The organism is Rhizobium sp. SG741 (assembly GCF_012275435.1).
GTDB classification, from domain to species: Bacteria; Pseudomonadota; Alphaproteobacteria; order Rhizobiales; family Rhizobiaceae; genus Rhizobium; species Rhizobium lusitanum.
This window is the reverse complement of record NZ_JAAZQP010000003.1, coordinates 604,997-621,162: the sequence shown is the minus strand read 5'-3', so window position 1 is coordinate 621,162 and position 16,166 is coordinate 604,997. Positions and strand designations below refer to the sequence as shown.

Sequence of the window (16,166 nt, the reverse complement as noted above, 5' to 3'; positions counted from 1 at the left end):
GCAGGTGGTATAGGGACCATATCGAGCCGGGATATCCGCCCAGGGCGCACCCGTTCTCAGTCGCCAGAAGATACCATTCAGCACCCGCCGATCATCAACCCTCGCCTTGCCGCGTACCTTCGTTGGAAGAAGCGGTTCAATCACCGACCATTCGAAATCCGTCAAATCAAAGCGAGCCATCACTGCCTCCAAATCAACGGAAGCAGTGAATCACAATCCATTAAAAACAAAAACTATTTTATGGGTATGTGACCTAGGCTGCCGCAGGCTCCAGTCCCTTCAACTTTGCCGGCATGTCGCCGCCATAGGCCCAATCCAGCAATTCGACCGTATGCAGAATGGGAATGCCCGTCGCCGTCGCGATCTGCGTGATGCAGCCGATATTGCCTGTCGCGATGACATCGGCCCTCGTCGCTTCGAGATTCCTGACCTTGCGGGCCTTCAGCTCGGCTGAAATCTCCGATTGCATGATGTTGTACGTGCCGGCCGAACCACAGCAGAGGTGCCCTTCCGCCGGGTCGCGCACCGTGAAGCCCGCCGCTTTCAGCAGGAGTTTCGGCGCCATGGTGATCTTCTGCCCATGCTGCATGGAGCAGGCGGAATGATAGGCAACCGCGATGCCGCGTGGCATGTGCGAGGGCAGATCGAGGCTCGCGAGATATTCGGTGATGTCCTTGGCAAGCGCCGAAACCCTGGCCGCCTTTTCGGCATAGGCGGGATCGAGGCGCAGCATGTGCCCATAGTCCTTGATCGTCGTGCCGCAGCCGGATGCAGTAATGATGATCGCATCGAGCCCTCCGGCCTCGATCTCGCGCATCCACACGCCGACATTGGCACGGGCGGCGGCGAGCGCCTGCTCTTCCCGCCCCATGTGGTGCACCAGCGAGCCGCAACAGACTTCCCCCTGCGGCACGATCACCTCGACGCCGAGGCGCGTCAGCAGGCGGATCGTCGCCTCGTTGATCCCCGGATCGAGCACCGGCTGGGCGCAACCCGTCAGGATCGCCACCCGCCCTCGTCGCTCCGCCTGCGGTTCGTGCCGACCGGGCTTGGCAAACGCGGAGGGTGCAGGAACCGTGCGGGGCGCAAGATCGAGCATGGCGGCAAAGGGTTTCAGGGTCGGGATACGTTTCAATGCACCTTTAAGCGGCCGGGCAAGGCTGGCGAGATGCAACGCCATCCGGAAGCGGCCGGGATACGGCAAGACGGCCGCAAGCACATTGCGGGTTAGCCGATCCATCAGCGGGCGCTTGTAGGTATTCTCGATATGGACGCGGGCGTGGTCGATCAGGTGCATGTAGTCGACACCCGAGGGACAGGTGGTCGCGCAGGCGAGGCAGGAAAGACAGCGGTCAATATGCGTTGTTACCTCGGCATCGGCGGGCCTGCCGTTTTCCAGCATATCCTTGATGAGATAGATGCGGCCACGCGGACTGTCGAGTTCGTTGCCGAGCGTCACATAGGTGGGACAGGTGGCTGTGCAGAAGCCGCAATGCACGCATTTGCGCAGAATGGCCTCGGATTCGGCCACATGCGGATCGGCAAGCTGGGCAGGGGTGAAATTGGTTTGCATCAGGCTTTCCCTACTTTCTCACCGATGAAGAGAAAACCGCTCGCTTATCCGCGCAGAGCCCCCTCGTCCGCCCTATCGGGCACCTTCTCCCCGAGGGGAGAAGGGGAGACAGGCACTCTCGCCGTCTTCTTGCCAGCGAGGTCATCGAGAAGCGGCGCAGAATCGGGTGAACCCCTCTCCCCCACGGGGAGAGGGCTAGGGTGAGGGGGTGCCAAGCCAAAGACGCCATCCGCATCACCCCATCTTCCCGGGATTAAAAATCCCCGCCGGATCGAATTTTTCTTTCACGCGCGCCGAAAGCAGCGCCACGGCCTCTGGCTCCGGCTGGAAGGCCGGTGTCGTCGCGCGGTGGGCCGGCGTGGCGCGCAGCAAGGTCGCATGGCCGCCACCCAGCGCATGAATATAGCGGCGCAGCACGTCACCTTCCGGCTCCGCCTCCATCCGCATCCAGACAAGACCGCCCTGCCAATCATAATAGGCATCGACGCCGGCTTCCAGGCGAAGCGCGGCAACGAGCTGGTGGCCGATGCCGGGCGCGACCGACACGCGCCAGACGGGGCGCATCGTGCCATCGACATAGGGCTTCACATCGCGGATTTGCCGCCAAAGCCTGTGGCTTTCTTCTTCCGCGAGACGCGTCACGCGACCAAGGCGGCTCATGGCGGCAATCAGTTTCTCCGCTCTTACCGAAACGGAGCCAGGCAGACCCTCGATGCGCAACACCGTCGCCTCGCCTTCCGGCAGCTTGCCGTCCAGGAAGCACCAGCCGACCGTAAGCGGCAGATGGGCTGCCCCCGATATATCGAGCGGCAGCGCCATGGCGGCGGCCATCGCATTGGCCGCCTCGGCGTCGTTGAGGCCGGAAACGCCGATCGTCTCCTCCGTCTTCGCTCGCGGCGGCACGCGGAAAGTGACCTCGGTCAGGAGGCCGAGGGTGCCATGCGAGCCCGCCATCAGCTTGACCAGATCGAGGCCGGTGACATTCTTCATCACCCGCCCACCGGCCTTGACGATCTCGCCCCTGCCATTGACGAAGCGGACGCCAAGCAGGCTGTCGCGCGCGGCTCCGCTGACGAAGCGGCGCGGGCCGGAAATGTTGGCTGCAAAAACGCCGCCGATCGTCGGCTCGCCCTCGGTCGCCATCAGCGGCCGGTGATCCATCGGCTCGAAGGTCATCATCTGGCCGCCTTCGGTCAGTGCCGCTTCGATCTCGGCAACCGGCGTGCCCGCACGCGCGGTCATCACCATCTCTCCGGGATTATAGGCGACGATTCCGGTGAGGCTGCGCGAAGACAGTGTGGCTTCGGCGGCAACCGTATTGCCGAAGCCGGAGCGCGTATTGCCGCCGACAACGGCCAAGGCCGCGCCGCGCGCCGCATGGTCGCTGATGATGGAGGCCGCCTCCCCCTCCGTCTTCGGATGGAATTCGCTCATGCCGCGTTGCGTCCATCCAGCGGGAAGACCTTGGAGGGATTGAGGATCCAGCCCGGGTCGAAAGCCGCACGCACCGCCATCATCTGGTAGAGATCGACCTGCGCATATTGATGCCGCATCAGGTCGCGTTTCTCGATACCGACGCCGTGTTCGCCGGTGAGGCAGCCGCCGGCGTCGACGCAGAGCCGCAGAATATCGTTGCCGGCCGCCTCCGCCTTGGCCGCCTCCTCGGGATCGTTGGCGTCGAACAGGATCAGCGGGTGCATATTGCCATCGCCGGCATGGAAGACGTTGGCGACCCGCAGACTGTAGCGATCGACGATCTCAGTGGTTTTTTGCAGAACATAGGAGAGCTGGCTGAGCGGCACGGTGCCATCCATGCAGATGTAGTCGGCAATGCGGCCGGTGGCGCCGAAGGCGGATTTGCGGCCCTTCCAGATCAGCGCCGCCTCCGTCGCCGACTGGCATTCGCGCACGGTCTTGACGTTATGACTGCGGGCGATGTCGACGATGCTTTTCAACATGTCGTCCATTTCGGCTTCCGAGCCCTCGACTTCGACGATCAGCAGAGCGCCGACGTCGAGCGGATATCCCGCATGGGCAAAGGCCTCGCAGATCTCGATCGCCTGCTTGTCCATGAATTCGATGGCGACGGGAACGATGCCGGCCGCGATGACATCGGCGACGCAAGCACCCGCCTCCTCCGATGTGTCGAAGCCGAACAGCACCGGCCGGGCGCCCTCGGGCTTGGCAATCAGCCGTACCGTCGCCTCGGTAACGATGCCGAGCTGGCCTTCCGAGCCGCAGACGAGGCCGAGCAGATCGTAGCCTGCCGCATCCAGCGCCTTGCCGCCGAGATCGATGATCGTGCCGTCGCTCAGCACCAGCTTGACGCCGAGCAGATTGTTTGTCGTGACGCCGTATTTCAGACAGTGCGCGCCGCCGGAATTCATGCCGACATTGCCGCCAATGGTGCAGGCGAGCTGAGAGCTCGGGTCCGGCGCATAGAAGAAACCATCGGCCGAGACGCTTTCAGAGACGCTCAAGTTGGTGACGCCGGCCTGCACCGTCGCCGTGCGATTGGCAAAATCGATGTCGAGGATGCGGTTCATCTTGGAAAGGCCGAGCACAACGGCGTCTTCCTGCGGAATGGCGCCGCCGGAAAGCGAGGTGCCCGCGCCGCGCGGCACGACGGGAATGCCGTAGCGATGGCAGTATTTCATCACGGCCGCCACTTCAGCCGTCGAGCGCGGCAGCGCAACGGCGAGCGGCACGCGACGGTAGGAGACGAAGGCATCGGTTTCGAACGGGACGAGCTCGCGCGCCTCATGGATCAGACATTCGGGCGCCAGAAGATCGGCAAGGTCGGCAACGATGGCGCTGCGGCGGGCAAGAACGTCCGCGCGCGGCTCCAGAAATGAAATGGCCTCGGCCATGTCGTCCTCCTCCTGCATCCGACTTCGACGCAGCCTCTTTTAACGCATAACACGCTTACCGCCTTCCCAAAATCGGCGCAAATGATAAGCATTTATTCCAAAACAGGAAATAGTTGCGAATGACCACAAACCTAGGGGATCTCGAAATCTTCGCCAGCGTCGTCGCAACGGGCAGCATGTCGCTCGCCGGCCGCGCGCTCGGCTTTTCGCCGGCTGTCATCTCCAAGCGCATCAAGCGCCTGGAAGACAGGCTTGGCACGCGGCTGCTGCAGCGCACGACACGACAGATTTCGCTGACGGAAGCCGGCCAGGGCTTCTACGACCGGGTGCTTGCCATCCTCGCCGGGCTGGAAGAGGCGGAAGCCTATATTGCCGGCCGTTCGGCGCAGATGCAGGGCACACTGAAGATATCGGCCCCGACGTCCTTTGGCCGGCTGCACATCGCCCCACACCTGATATCCTTCATGCAGGCCCATCCCGAACTGGCGATCAATCTGGTGTTGAGCGACGAATTCGTCGATATCGTCGGCGGCGGCTACGATCTTGCCATCCGCATTGCCGAACTCACCGATTCCAGCCTCGTGGCCCGCCGGCTGGCGCCGGTGCGCAGGGTGCTCTGCGCTTCGCCCGCCTATATCGCTGCCCACGGCATGCCCGAGGATATCGAGGATCTGCGCCGGCATACCTGCCTGCCGGCGCATAATCACGATCCGTGGCGGCTCGACGGTCCGAAGGGAGGGCTGACCTTCCGGCCGGAGGGAAAGCTGATCACCAATTCCAGCGAGGTGATCCGCGAAGCCGTCATTGCCGGTCTCGGCATCGCGCTGCGCTCCACCTGGGACGTCGGCCCCGAGCTTCGGGACGGCCGCCTCGTGCAGGTGCTGCCGGCCTATGAAGGGTCGCACAATGTCACCCTCTCGGCCGTTTATCCGAGCCGGCAGTTCCTGCCGGCGAAGGTCCGGGTCTTCATCGATTTCCTGACGGAACTTTACGGCCCCTTGCCCTATTGGGAGCGGTAGAAGAGCTTTTCCGAGGATCGAGGAGATCAGCATGTCCGCCCTTGAAAGCATCCGCTCCGATCTATCCCCCACAACCAGAACGCGGTTCACCGTCATTCTTGGCGACATCACCAAGCTTTCGGTCGACGCTGTCGTCAATGCGGCAAACAGCAGCCTGCTCGGCGGAGGCGGCGTCGATGGTGCGATCCATCGCGCAGCAGGACCGGAACTCGTTGCGGAATGCAGAATGTTGAACGGCTGCAAGACCGGACAGGCGAAGATCACCAAAGGATATCGCCTGCCGGCAAGGCATATCATCCACACAGTTGGCCCCGTCTGGAATGGTGGCGGCGACGGCGAGGAGGACCTGCTCGCAAGCTGCTATCGCAACAGCCTCGGCCTTGCTCGGCAGCACGGCCTGAAGACTATCGCCTTTCCTGCCATTTCCACGGGCATCTATCGCTTTCCCGCTGCACCGGCCGCCGGGATCGCGACACGCACCGCCGTTGCCGAAAGCCAAGACGGCGCCTTTGACGAAATCATCTTCTGCTGCTTCGGCGACGAGATGGCCGGGCTCTATGACCGATGGCTGCCGGAGGCTCTGGCCAGGGCCTGACCGCATGGCCTGCTAGCGCGCCAGGTCCAGATAGGCGGAAGCGACCATGGCGTCGATATCCTTGGGAACGGGAATGACGCAGGCCTCCTTGCCGAGACCGCCCTTGGCAACGCGCTCCAGGCAGCGGGCCTGCAAGGTGAAGCCAAGATCCATGGATTCGACGCTATTGCCGAGCGGGCGCGGGCCGGCCAGATTGGCCATATGGCCGCTGCCGAGGATGTGGAGGGCGCGGCCGTCACGCATGCGCACGGTCTCGATATGCTCGGCGGCATAACGATCGACGCCGGCGACTTCGGGGCTGTTGCGGAACGCCTCGACATCGATCTCATGCGGGAAATGGCCGCCATTCATCAGGATTGCGCCGTCCTTGATCAGCGGCAGATCGGCCGCGGTGATGATATCCGGATAGCCTGTGACTGTGATGAGGATATCGGCAGAGCGGATTGCCGCCTCGCGCAGCGGTGTCGAGAAGCCGTCCAGATGCGCCTCCAGCGTCGTCACCGGATCGATATCGACGACGCTGACCGCGGAAAAAGCGTTGCGGAAGCATGCCGCCGTCCCCTTGCCGCAGGCGCCGTAGCCGAAGACGGTGACGCGTTTGCCATTGGTGGAGCGGTTGGTAAAGCGCAGATAGCTCTCGAACAGGCTTTGGCCAACGGCATGCCGGTTTTCCGCGAATTGCTTGATCGGGCTGTCGTTGATAACCAGGATCGGCATGTTGAGCTTGTCGCGCAGGGGCAGCAGCCGGGTGCGGCCTGACGTCGTCTCTTCGGTGCCGCCGAGAAGATTGGCATAGGGCTTTTCGGCGGCGCGAACGAATAGGTCGCCGCCATTGTCGAGCAGCAAGTTCGGCTTCTCGGCAAGGATCGCATCGAGGCTCGCGCCATGCTCATCGGCATTGCTTGTCTGCGTGGCAAAGACGGTGATGCCCTGAGCGCGGAGATAATCGACGGTTTCCGGCTGGGTGCTGTTGAGATTGCCGGTGCAGACGAGGTCAGCGCCGCCAGCGCGCAGCGTCATCAACAGGGCGACCGTCTTCGGCTCCAGATGAATGCCGGTGCCGATGGTGAGACCGGCAAAGGGCTTCGTCGCATGAAACTCCTTGGTCGTCGCCGCCAGCAGCCTGCAGCTTCCGGCAACCCAATCGATGCGGGACAAAGAAGAAGACTGATCCATGATGCGCTCCTGGCGGCTGGTTTCATGCGGTGATCTGGCATGCCGGTCGGCGGCCTGTCGATGGACATTGGAATGCACAGCATGGCAGAAAATCTGCCATACTGGCTCGCTAAGCGCCTGCGGCGATCAACCAATCCACCAGCCGGGCCAAAGCCGGGTCCTTTGCGTCGCCGCTGCGGATGCTGAGGCTGTAGCCGGCCGGCCGGCGAATGAAGCCGTAGGGCGCTACCAAAGTACCGCGCTCGAGGTCCTCGCCGATAGCCGTGCGCGGCGCGATGGCGACCCCAAGGCCGGAGCGGGCGGCGCCGATCGCAAGCAGCAGATCCTCGAACTCACGATTGCCGGCAAACCGGACGAGCGCATGGCCGCTTTCCGCGAACCAGTCATTCCAAAGGCTTGGGGCGGAACGGCTACCCAAGGCGACAGCGCCGGCCAAAGCCGGAACGCCGGCGGCAAGGCCGAGGCGAGCCGCAACCTCCGCAGTCGCGACCGGGCCGAACTCATCCTCCATGAAGCGAACGGCCGTGATATCGCGCGTCGGCCTGTATTCGCCACCCATGACCACCGCTTCGAGATCGGGACGTCTGGCCAGAGGCTCCACCATCGCCATCGGCACGATGTCTATGTCGATGTCCTGAAGTGCCGCCTGCAGATCGGCACCGCGCGGCATCAGCCACCAGACAGCAAAGGCCGAGGGAACGCCGAGCCGGATGGAGCGCCGGTTCCCGGCCGCAAGCTCCGCCGAGGCCCGCGCCAGGATGCCGAAGGCGACACCGATGGAATCGGCGAACGCCCTGCCCTTCGCCGTCAGGACGAGCCGGCCGTTCTCCCGATCGAACAAAGACACGCCGAAATGAGCTTCCAGCACGTTCAATTGCTGCCTGACGGCGCCGCGCACGACGCCGAGTTCATCGGCCGCCTTCAGGATGCTGCCACGACGCGCGACGGCGTCAAAAGCGCGCAGCGCGTTCAAGGGTGGCAGGCGTCTGGACGAAGCATGTTGGGACATGACAAGGATTTATCTTTTTTTCCAGTATGATAGCAGGCCCGTTTAAGCAACTGCGCCGTCTGCGGCATAAAAATGCTGTTGAATGTCGCTTTCAGCACAATCGCCGGCGAATATCAGAAGGCAAATCCTGCCACTTTTAACTACTCACCACTCAATAAATTTGTGGGGAAATACCATATACCGCCATATGGACCGCAAAACTTTTCCACACGATGTTATTATAGAATACAACCTTCACTCCAGCCCCAAAAGGTGAACCGACAATTGGCCATTTTCAGCCGCATAGCGAATGATGTGCAACTGATGTTTCGGCGTCCGCCGCGACAGCAGTATGCCGCGCTCTGTTATCGGGTGAAGAAGAAGACACGCGATCTCGAAGTGCTGCTGCTGACCAGCCGCGATACAGGTCGCTGGGTCATTCCCAAGGGTTGGCCGATGCCGGGCAAGCTCTCCCATGAAGTCGCGGCGCGTGAAGCCTTCGAGGAGGCCGGCGTGCGCGGCACCGTGGAAACCGCGCCGCTCGGCGCGTTCAGCTACGACAAGGTGCTGAAGGACGGCATTCAAGTGCCGTGCCGTGTGCAGGTCTATGCACTCGAAGTCAGCGAACTCGTCAAGAACTTCAAGGAAAAAGGCGAGCGCTCCATCGAATGGGTCTCTAGCGACGAAGCGGTCAAGCGCGTTCGCGAGCCGGAATTGCGCGACCTCATCCTTGTCTTCGCACAGCGGATGACGCAAACATCCGCCGTGGAACAGACGAAGTAAGCCACAATACTCACAAGAAACTGTGCCAGGATGCAGGGTGCATATTGCGCCGCCCGTCGGGCAGCGCAATACGAGAGGTTTCGATTCAGAGAATGGCATGCCCGACCAACCGGCAACACCAGTAAAGCGGACACTCGACAAGGACCTCGACAGATTCACCTATGTCGAGGATGCGACCCATCATGTCACCAAGCGTCTGGTTGCGCCCGGCATCGGCCTGATCTTCCTTGGCCTCGCCATGGTTTTTGCCGGTATCTACGTACTCGACCAGCCGCGCGCGACATTGATCTTCGCCGCCGTGGCGCTCGCCGGCTACATGGCCATGAATATCGGCGCCAAGGACGTGGCCAACAATGTCGGTGCGGCGGTGGGCGCACGCGCGATCACCATGACGCAAGCGCTGATCATGGCGGCCATATTCGAAGTTCTCGGCGCAGCGATCTCGGGCGGGCCGGTCATCAACACCATCTCGACGCATATCGTCGACACCAACCGCATCATCAGCAGCGGCAAGCTCGCATGGCTGATGATGGCGGCACTTCTGGCGGCTGCACTCTGGATCAACTTCGCCACCTGGCTGAAAGCCCCTGTTTCGACCACGCATGCGATCGTCGGCGCCGTTGTCGGCGCGGGCGCCGCGGCCGTCGGTCCGGAACTGGTCAATTGGCGAATGCTGGCGGCCATCTCCGCCGGCTGGGTCGTGACGCCTTTTCTCGGCGGCGCCATCGCCGCCAGCATCCTCTTCTTCATCAAGAGCACCATCATCTATCGCGACGACAAGCTCGCAGCTGCCAGATACTGGATCCCAATATTGATCGGGCTGATGGCCGGCGCTTTCTCCGCTTATCTCATCGTGCAGCTCGTGCCCAAGGGGGCGATCTCAGGCCTGCTGAATATCGCAATCGGCTTTGGCTTTGGCGTCGGCGTCATAACATGGCTCGGCGCGCGACCGCTGGTGGCGGCGCAATCGACCGGGCTCGAAAACAAGAACAGTTCGTTGCGCAAGCTTTTTCGCCTGCCGCTGATCGGTGCGGCAGCGCTGATGTCCTTTGCGCATGGCGCCAATGACGTCGCCAATGCAATCGGTCCGCTTGCGGCGATCGTTCGCGATATCGGCCTCGGCGGCTCGCTCAGCGTAGTGGCGGAAACCACCACGCGGAACGCCCCATACTGGGTCGTCCTCATCGGCGGCTGCGGCATTTCCGTCGGCGTGCTGCTCTACGGCCCGCGCCTGATCCGCCTGATCGGCGAACAGATCACCAAGCTCAATCCAATGCGGGCCTATTGCGTCGCCACATCGGCGGCGCTCACCGTCATCGTCGCGGCCTGGTTCGGGTTTCCGGTGAGCTCGACCCATATCGCTGTCGGGTCGGTCTTCGGCGTCGGCTTCTTCCGCGAATGGTATACCAGCCACTCCAGGCGGAGGCTCGCCTACATGCGCAGCAAGGCTGAAGCCGCCGGCATCCCCTGGCACGAGGCCAATAATACCGACGAACGCAACCCTGACGAAATCCATCGCCGGCGCCTGGTGCGCCGCTCGCACTTCATGACCATTATCGCCGCCTGGGCGATCACCCTTCCGATGTCGGCTGTGCTTGCCGCCGTCGTGTATTGGGTTATGGTCGCGCTCTTCATCTAAGGGATTCGAGAGGTATCCATGCGCGCCAATTTCCGCATGCAGCGGCTGTTCGTGACTTCAGACATCGAGGCGGGCAGTGCCATCGAAGCCGATCAGGATCAGTTCAACTATCTCGCCAACGTGCTGCGCATGGAGGACGGCGCGGAGCTGCTGATCTTCAACGGCCGCGACGGCGAATGGAGAGCCAGCATCTCCTTCCCCTCCCGCAAGCGCATACAGCTCACGCCCGTCGAGGAAGCACGGCCGCAGCCGGCCCCTTCCGACCTGCACTATCTCTTCGCGCCCCTGAAGGTCGGGCGGCTCGATTATCTCGTGCAGAAGGCCGTGGAAATGGGCGCGGGCCTGCTGCAGCCGGTCATGACCCAGCATGTGCAGGGCAAAATCACCAATCTGGACAAGGTCAGGGCCAATGTCATCGAGGCGGCGGAGCAATGCGGCATCCTCGGCATTCCCGATGTCGCCGAACCGGTGAAGCTTGCCGATCTGCTCGCCCGCTGGCCGCGCGAGCGGCGCATCATCTATTGCGACGAAGGCGATGCCGGCCAGAATCCGCTGCCGCTGCTGACGAAGATCAAGGAGAAGCATCTGGCGTTGCTGGTTGGCCCCGAGGGCGGGTTTTCGGAAGAAGAGCGCGCGCTGCTGCGCAGCCTCGATTTCGTCACGGCCATCCCCTTGGGACCGCGCATCCTGCGCGCCGACACGGCCGCCGTCGCGGCCATGGCCGTGATCCAGGCCGCGATCGGCGACTGGAACTAGAGCAATTCCAGGAAAAGTGCGTAGCGGTTTTCCGTCCGGAATTGCGTAAAAACAATAGCATAGAGCGGTCAGGCGATTCCGTGAAACGCGTAACCGCTCTAGGCTCGCCTCGCCGTCAGCCCACCACGGCGAACACCGTCGCAACGACCAGCAGGACAGCCAGGGAGATGTTGACCGCCCGCGAAACCGTGGGATGCTGAAGGAAGCGCGACAGAGAGGCGCCGACGAGAAGCCATACGATATGGATGGCGACGATCATCCCCGTCAGCAGCGCGATCTTCACTGTGGTATCGAGCAGCCGTCGATCCTGAAAGACGTTGACACCGGCGAAGACTGCGGCGATCGCCACATAGGCCTTCGGATTGGCGACAGCCAAAAGGAAGCCACCGGAAAATGCGGGGGCGGCGACCTGATCGTCACTGCGTGCCAGCGGCGGCGCCGTGGCGATCCTGAAGGCGAGGTAAAGGATGTAAACAGCCGAAACCACCGTCAGCACGAGCGCGCCATGCGGCACGGAGAGCAATACGGCAACGACGCCGGCTGCCACGGCCAGCAATACCGCAACAGTGCCGACGATGAGGCCGGACACATATCCAAGCGATCGCCGGAAGCCATAGGCAGCACCCATCGCCGTCGCGCTGATCGTCGAAGGACCGGGGCTCCCCATGATGACCAAGGACGCCAGAAGCAGCGTCAGGATGGGATAAAGGCCATTTTCACCGAACATGGATATGCTCCGTTCATTGTCAGTCGAAGCAAACTATCCGCGGGAATGGCTGGAGGTCTTGAACACTTGTGCAAATATGCCGGCGAGTGGCACAGTCGCGATGCGACCTCTAAGACACAAAATCCTATTTTTTTGAACGACCCTTGAAAGAAATTCACTTGCACCGTACCTCAATCCGCGTCAATCACCCTTCCAATTGGCCTGCGGCTGGCGCGGGTTCTCTTTCCGAGATCTAAGGTAATACCATGGCGCGCGACACCACCGACCAGACTCCGCTCTCATCGGTCTCGGAAATGACGGCCTATCTGGCCGCCGGCAGCAGGCCCAAGGAGGACTTCCGCATCGGTACGGAGCACGAGAAGTTCGTGTTCTTCCGCGCCGACAACAGCCCCGTGCCCTATTTCGGCGAAGCCAGCATTTCCGCACTCCTGAAGGGGCTGCAGGAAAAGAGCGGCTGGGATCCGATCATGGATCGCGGCAACATCATCGGCCTCAGTGAGCCCACAGGCATGGGCGCGATCTCGATCGAGCCAGGCGGCCAGTTCGAATTGTCAGGCGCGCCGCTCGAAACCATCCACGAGACCTGCAAGGAATCCAACAGCCATCTGGCGACCGTGCGCGAGATCGCCGAGCCGATGGGCATTCGCTTCCTCGGGATTGGCGGCAGCCCGAAATGGACCCTGGCCGAAACCCCGCGCATGCCGAAATCCCGCTACGAGATCATGAGCCGTTACATGCCGAAGGTCGGCACCCAGGGTCTCGACATGATGTACCGCACCTGCACGATCCAGGTGAATCTCGATTTTTCGTCGGAAGAGGACATGCGCCGCAAGATGCGCGTGTCGATGAAGCTGCAGTCGCTGGCAACGGCGCTCTTCGCCTCCTCGCCCTTCACCGAGGGCAAGCCAAACGGCCTTTCCTCCTGGCGCGGGGACATCTGGCGCGATACCGACAACAGCCGCGGCGGCCTGCTCGACTTCACATTCCGGGATGATTTCGGCTTCGAAGACTATGTGAAATGGGCGCTCGACGTTCCCATGTATTTCGTCGTCCGCGACGGTCGCTACCATGACTGTACGCATGTCACCTTCCGCCAGTTCATGAACGGCGCCTTGAAGGGCGAGATCGCGGCCTGGGAGCCGACGATGGGCGACTGGACGAACCATCTTTCGACGCTGTTCCCCGACGTGCGTCTCAAGCGCTTCCTGGAGATGCGCGGCGCCGACGGCGGCCCCTGGCGGCGCATCTGTGCCCTGCCGGCCTTCTGGGTCGGCCTGCTTTACGACGATGCCGCGCTGACGGCTGCCGACGAGCTGACCAAGGACTGGAGCTTCGACGAGGTCAATGCGCTGCGCAACGTCGTGCCGGCGCAAGGCCTGAAGGCTGTGATCAAGGGGCATGGCCTGATGGACATTGCCCGCGAAGTCGTCGGCATTTCCCGCATCGGCCTGAAGAACCGCGCGCGGCTGAATGGCGACGGGCAGGACGAAACCGTCTTCCTAGCACCGCTCGATGAGGTGCTTGCCAAGAAGGGCACGCTCGCCGACGATCTGCTGATGCTCTACAACGGCCGCTGGAACCAGTCGGTCGAGCCGATCTTCGAAGAATATCAATACTGATAGCGGATCTGCCTGCCTTCATCGCCTGGACGGTACGACGGCAGAAACCGGTATGCGCTCTCTTTTTTCCCGCTATACTATCGGAATCATGCGCCGCGTGATTCCGAAGCGGCGTTACTGCGGGGAAAGGGACTTCGATGCTGCCACTCTTCGACATGATGATGCAGGCACAGAACGGCGCCGCGACTGAGGCCATGGCCAAGCAGTTCAACCTTGCGCAGGAACAGGCGACCAAGGCGATGGCGGCGCTGATGCCGGCCTTCTCGACCGGCTTCAAGCGCAGCGCGGCGGACCCCTATAATTTCATGGGCGTGATGCAGGACATCACCTCAGGCAACTATGCCAAATATTTCGAGGACATGGGCAAGGCCTTCACGCCGGAAGGCATTGCCGATGGCAACGCCGTCTTGGCGCGCCTCTTCGGCTCCAAGGAAGTCTCCCGTGCGATCGCGGCGCAGGCCGCACAAATGACCGGCGTCGGCCAGGAGATCTACAAGCGCATGCTGCCCGCCATGGCCGATACGCTAATGGGCGGCCTGTTCAAGGAGACCAGCGGCCAGATACCGCCAATGGCCAATCCCTTCCTCAACACGGCGATGGGCGAGATGATGCAAGGCTGGCTGCAGACCATCGGTTTCGCGCCGAAGCAGCGGCCGTCTCCGCAGGCAAACATCTTCAACAACCCCTTCACCCAGGCGATGGAACTGATGTTCGGCGGCGATCCGGCCAAGCACGGGAAGGCCGAACCCGCCAATCCCTTCCTCGACAATCCTTTTGCCAAGGCGTTTCAGGACATGATGCGCAACTTTCCGATGTCGCCGGTCGAACCGCCGAAGGAAGAACCCAAGGCGAAGCCCGCAGCCGGCGTCGACATGGCCGCCTATACCGACATGTTCAACGCCATGTTCGACAGCGGCCTGGAAGTGCAGAAGAACTACCAGAAGAACATGGAAACGATCTTCGATAGTTATATGCAGAACGGCAGCCCGGCCAAGACGCCCGAAGGCAAGTCCTAGAGCGTTTGTTTCTTTACGCATTCCAGACGGAAAACCGCTTCGCACTTTTCCTGGAAATGCTCTAACCGCGCTGCCACCCGCGGCGCGCCGGCTGGAGGCGACCGATGGGCCTGCGCGGCAAGCGTCGGATAGCCGATATAGCCCTTGGCTCCGGGCGCATAGAAGGTCGAACGATCCGGTTCGTTTAGAGGCGCATTGCGGCGAAAACGCTCCGGCAAATCCGGGTTGGCGAGAAAGACCGTGCCAAAAACCACCGCGTCGGCTTTGCCTTCCCTTAAGAGCTCCTCCGCACGCGCCTGAGTGAGCCCACCGCCGATGATATATGATCCGGCGAGACGCGGGCGGAGCAGCTCATGATAATCCACCGTCGCACCGAACAGCGCGACATGGAGAGACAACGATCTCAAGCAAACTCGACATCCATTGTTCGAAATTCCGCACAACCCGTACTGATTGCACCCGGTTATCAAACAGCGGGATTGCGCATATCTCTGTTCCATCTTGAATGGAGATAATCATGTCCAACATCAATCAATCCGGCAGCTTTACCCTCGGCGACTACAGCGTCAAACGTCTCGGCTACGGCGCCATGCAGCTTGCAGGCCCCGGCGTGTTCGGGCCACCCAAGGATCATGAGACGGCGCTCGCCGTATTGCGCGCAGCGGTCGCTGCTGGCGTCGACCATATCGACACAAGCGATTTCTACGGCCCGCACGTCACCAACCGGCTGATCCGCGAAGCGCTCCACCCCTACCGTGACGATCTCGTCATTGTCACCAAGATCGGCGCCCGGAGGGGCACGGATGCCTCATGGCTGCCGGCCTTCTCCCGCGAGGAGCTGACGCAGGCGGTGCACGACAATCTCCGCAATCTGGGGCTGGATGTGCTTGATGTCGTCAACCTTCGCATCATGCTCGATGTGCATGGCCCCGCCGAGGGGTCGATCGAGGCACCCCTGACAATCCTGGCTGATCTTCAGAGGCAGGGTCTCGTGCGTCACATCGGGCTCAGCAACGTCACCGCCAAGCAGATCGCCGAGGGACGTGGGATCACCGAGATCGTCTGCGTGCAGAACCAGTATAATCTGGCTCATCGGGCCGACGACACTCTGATCGACGAGCTTGCCCGCGACGGTATCGCCTATGTGCCGTTCTTTCCGCTCGGCGGGTTCTCCCCGTTGCAATCCTCCACCCTGTCCGATGTCGCCGCACGCCTGAAGGCTACGCCGATGCAGGTGGCGCTCGCCTGGCTGCTTCAACGCGCACCGAATATCCTGCTCATTCCCGGCACCTCGTCTCTCGAGCACTTGCAGCAGAATCTCGCCGCCGCCGGGCTCGTGCTGCCGAAGAACGAGATTGCGGAGCTGGATCGCATCGCGGGCGTCGGCGCCGCCTGACGCTCTCTG

The 16,166-nt window shown here is 62.2% G+C and carries 16 protein-coding genes; 8 read left to right on the top strand and 8 right to left on the bottom strand.

Features of this window, described 5'->3' with window-relative positions:
- The 4 genes from FHT29_RS11405 to FHT29_RS11390 all read right to left on the bottom strand — a co-directional run.
- Positions 1–180, bottom strand: a 180-nt coding sequence (locus tag FHT29_RS11405; protein ID WP_047636825.1) for a transposase, incomplete at its 3' end; no start/stop codon positions are given.
- Positions 181–253: 73 nt separating this feature from the next.
- Positions 254–1,573: a glycolate oxidase subunit GlcF gene (glcF, locus tag FHT29_RS11400; protein WP_037198937.1), complete on the bottom strand. Its 1,320-nt coding sequence runs from the start codon at positions 1,571–1,573 to the stop codon at positions 254–256.
- 234 nt (positions 1,574–1,807) lie between these two features.
- Positions 1,808–3,007 carry an FAD-binding protein gene (locus FHT29_RS11395; RefSeq protein WP_168599683.1) on the bottom strand — a complete coding sequence of 400 codons (1,200 nt, stop codon included), beginning with the start codon at positions 3,005–3,007 and terminating at the stop codon, positions 1,808–1,810.
- A complete protein-coding gene (locus FHT29_RS11390) occupies positions 3,004–4,443 on the bottom strand; it encodes an FAD-linked oxidase C-terminal domain-containing protein (RefSeq protein ID WP_037199062.1) in 1,440 nt (479 codons plus the stop codon). Before FHT29_RS11390 ends, FHT29_RS11395 begins: the two co-directional genes overlap by 4 nt.
- A gap of 119 nt (positions 4,444–4,562) precedes the next feature.
- Here FHT29_RS11390 and FHT29_RS11385 point away from each other — a divergent pair, with 119 nt between their 5' ends.
- Together FHT29_RS11385 and FHT29_RS11380 are read left to right on the top strand one after the other, a co-directional pair.
- Entirely contained in the window at positions 4,563–5,462 is a 900-nt protein-coding gene (locus FHT29_RS11385; protein WP_037198940.1) for a LysR family transcriptional regulator, read from the top strand.
- Between the two features lie 31 nt (positions 5,463–5,493).
- Positions 5,494–6,057 carry an O-acetyl-ADP-ribose deacetylase gene (locus tag FHT29_RS11380; RefSeq protein ID WP_051963984.1) on the top strand — a complete coding sequence of 188 codons (564 nt, stop codon included), beginning with the start codon at positions 5,494–5,496 and terminating at the stop codon, positions 6,055–6,057.
- 12 nt (positions 6,058–6,069) lie between these two features.
- Here the strand turns inward: FHT29_RS11380 and FHT29_RS11375 are convergent, their stop codons facing one another.
- Positions 6,070–7,233 carry an adenosylhomocysteinase gene (locus FHT29_RS11375; protein WP_168599682.1) on the bottom strand — a complete coding sequence of 388 codons (1,164 nt, stop codon included), beginning with the start codon at positions 7,231–7,233 and terminating at the stop codon, positions 6,070–6,072.
- A 109-nt stretch (positions 7,234–7,342) separates the two neighbouring features.
- Positions 7,343–8,242, bottom strand: a complete 900-nt coding sequence (locus FHT29_RS11370) for a LysR substrate-binding domain-containing protein (protein ID WP_168598882.1) — start codon at positions 8,240–8,242, stop codon at positions 7,343–7,345.
- A 264-nt stretch (positions 8,243–8,506) separates the two neighbouring features.
- Between FHT29_RS11370 and FHT29_RS11365 the strand changes: the two genes are divergently transcribed.
- The 3 genes from FHT29_RS11365 (at position 8,507) to FHT29_RS11355 (ending at position 11,399) form a co-directional block, all read left to right on the top strand.
- Entirely contained in the window at positions 8,507–9,004 is a 498-nt protein-coding gene (locus FHT29_RS11365; RefSeq protein WP_037198946.1) for an NUDIX hydrolase, read from the top strand.
- 97 nt (positions 9,005–9,101) lie between these two features.
- Positions 9,102–10,643, top strand: a complete 1,542-nt coding sequence (locus FHT29_RS11360; protein WP_168599681.1) for an inorganic phosphate transporter — start codon at positions 9,102–9,104, stop codon at positions 10,641–10,643.
- 18 nt (positions 10,644–10,661) lie between these two features.
- Positions 10,662–11,399, top strand: coding sequence for a 16S rRNA (uracil(1498)-N(3))-methyltransferase (locus tag FHT29_RS11355; protein ID WP_168599680.1), 738 nt, complete (start codon positions 10,662–10,664; stop codon positions 11,397–11,399).
- Between the two features lie 115 nt (positions 11,400–11,514).
- Here FHT29_RS11355 and FHT29_RS11350 read toward each other — a convergent pair whose 3' ends face one another.
- Positions 11,515–12,126 (bottom strand): LysE family transporter, encoded by a 612-nt coding sequence (locus FHT29_RS11350; protein WP_168599679.1) that lies wholly within the window; start codon positions 12,124–12,126, stop codon positions 11,515–11,517.
- A 245-nt stretch (positions 12,127–12,371) separates the two neighbouring features.
- Here FHT29_RS11350 and FHT29_RS11345 point away from each other — a divergent pair, with 245 nt between their 5' ends.
- Together FHT29_RS11345 and FHT29_RS11340 are read left to right on the top strand one after the other, a co-directional pair.
- Entirely contained in the window at positions 12,372–13,745 is a 1,374-nt protein-coding gene (locus FHT29_RS11345) for a glutamate--cysteine ligase (protein ID WP_037198951.1), read from the top strand.
- A 137-nt stretch (positions 13,746–13,882) separates the two neighbouring features.
- The gene (locus tag FHT29_RS11340) at positions 13,883–14,761 is read left to right on the top strand and encodes a DUF937 domain-containing protein (protein WP_037198953.1); all 879 of its coding nucleotides are present in this window, start codon (positions 13,883–13,885) and stop codon (positions 14,759–14,761) included.
- Here the strand turns inward: FHT29_RS11340 and FHT29_RS11335 are convergent.
- Positions 14,758–15,168, bottom strand: a complete 411-nt coding sequence (locus tag FHT29_RS11335; protein ID WP_210255422.1) for a hypothetical protein — start codon at positions 15,166–15,168, stop codon at positions 14,758–14,760. The genes FHT29_RS11340 and FHT29_RS11335 overlap by 4 nt on opposite strands.
- A gap of 110 nt (positions 15,169–15,278) precedes the next feature.
- Between FHT29_RS11335 and FHT29_RS11330 the strand changes: the two genes are divergently transcribed.
- Positions 15,279–16,157, top strand: a complete 879-nt coding sequence (locus FHT29_RS11330; RefSeq protein ID WP_092572979.1) for an aldo/keto reductase family oxidoreductase — start codon at positions 15,279–15,281, stop codon at positions 16,155–16,157.
- Positions 16,158–16,166 lie beyond the last annotated feature (9 nt).

Excerpts from the sequence above, each read along its gene's own strand:
- glcF (WP_037198937.1), bottom strand. The coding sequence starts at position 1,573 with ATGCAAACCAATTTCACCCCTGCCCAGCTTGCCGATCCGCATGTGGCC.
- FHT29_RS11395 (WP_168599683.1), bottom strand. The coding sequence starts at position 3,007 with ATGAGCGAATTCCATCCGAAGACGGAGGGGGAGGCGGCCTCCATCATC.
- FHT29_RS11390 (WP_037199062.1), bottom strand. The coding sequence starts at position 4,443 with ATGGCCGAGGCCATTTCATTTCTGGAGCCGCGCGCGGACGTTCTTGCC.
- FHT29_RS11385 (WP_037198940.1), top strand. The coding sequence starts at position 4,563 with ATGACCACAAACCTAGGGGATCTCGAAATCTTCGCCAGCGTCGTCGCA.
- FHT29_RS11380 (WP_051963984.1), top strand. The coding sequence starts at position 5,494 with ATGTCCGCCCTTGAAAGCATCCGCTCCGATCTATCCCCCACAACCAGA.
- FHT29_RS11375 (WP_168599682.1), bottom strand. The coding sequence starts at position 7,233 with ATGGATCAGTCTTCTTCTTTGTCCCGCATCGATTGGGTTGCCGGAAGC.
- FHT29_RS11370 (WP_168598882.1), bottom strand. The coding sequence starts at position 8,242 with ATGTCCCAACATGCTTCGTCCAGACGCCTGCCACCCTTGAACGCGCTG.
- FHT29_RS11360 (WP_168599681.1), top strand. The coding sequence starts at position 9,102 with ATGCCCGACCAACCGGCAACACCAGTAAAGCGGACACTCGACAAGGAC.
- FHT29_RS11355 (WP_168599680.1), top strand. The coding sequence starts at position 10,662 with ATGCGCGCCAATTTCCGCATGCAGCGGCTGTTCGTGACTTCAGACATC.
- FHT29_RS11350 (WP_168599679.1), bottom strand. The coding sequence starts at position 12,126 with ATGTTCGGTGAAAATGGCCTTTATCCCATCCTGACGCTGCTTCTGGCG.
- FHT29_RS11345 (WP_037198951.1), top strand. The coding sequence starts at position 12,372 with ATGGCGCGCGACACCACCGACCAGACTCCGCTCTCATCGGTCTCGGAA.
- FHT29_RS11340 (WP_037198953.1), top strand. The coding sequence starts at position 13,883 with ATGCTGCCACTCTTCGACATGATGATGCAGGCACAGAACGGCGCCGCG.
- FHT29_RS11330 (WP_092572979.1), top strand. The coding sequence starts at position 15,279 with ATGTCCAACATCAATCAATCCGGCAGCTTTACCCTCGGCGACTACAGC.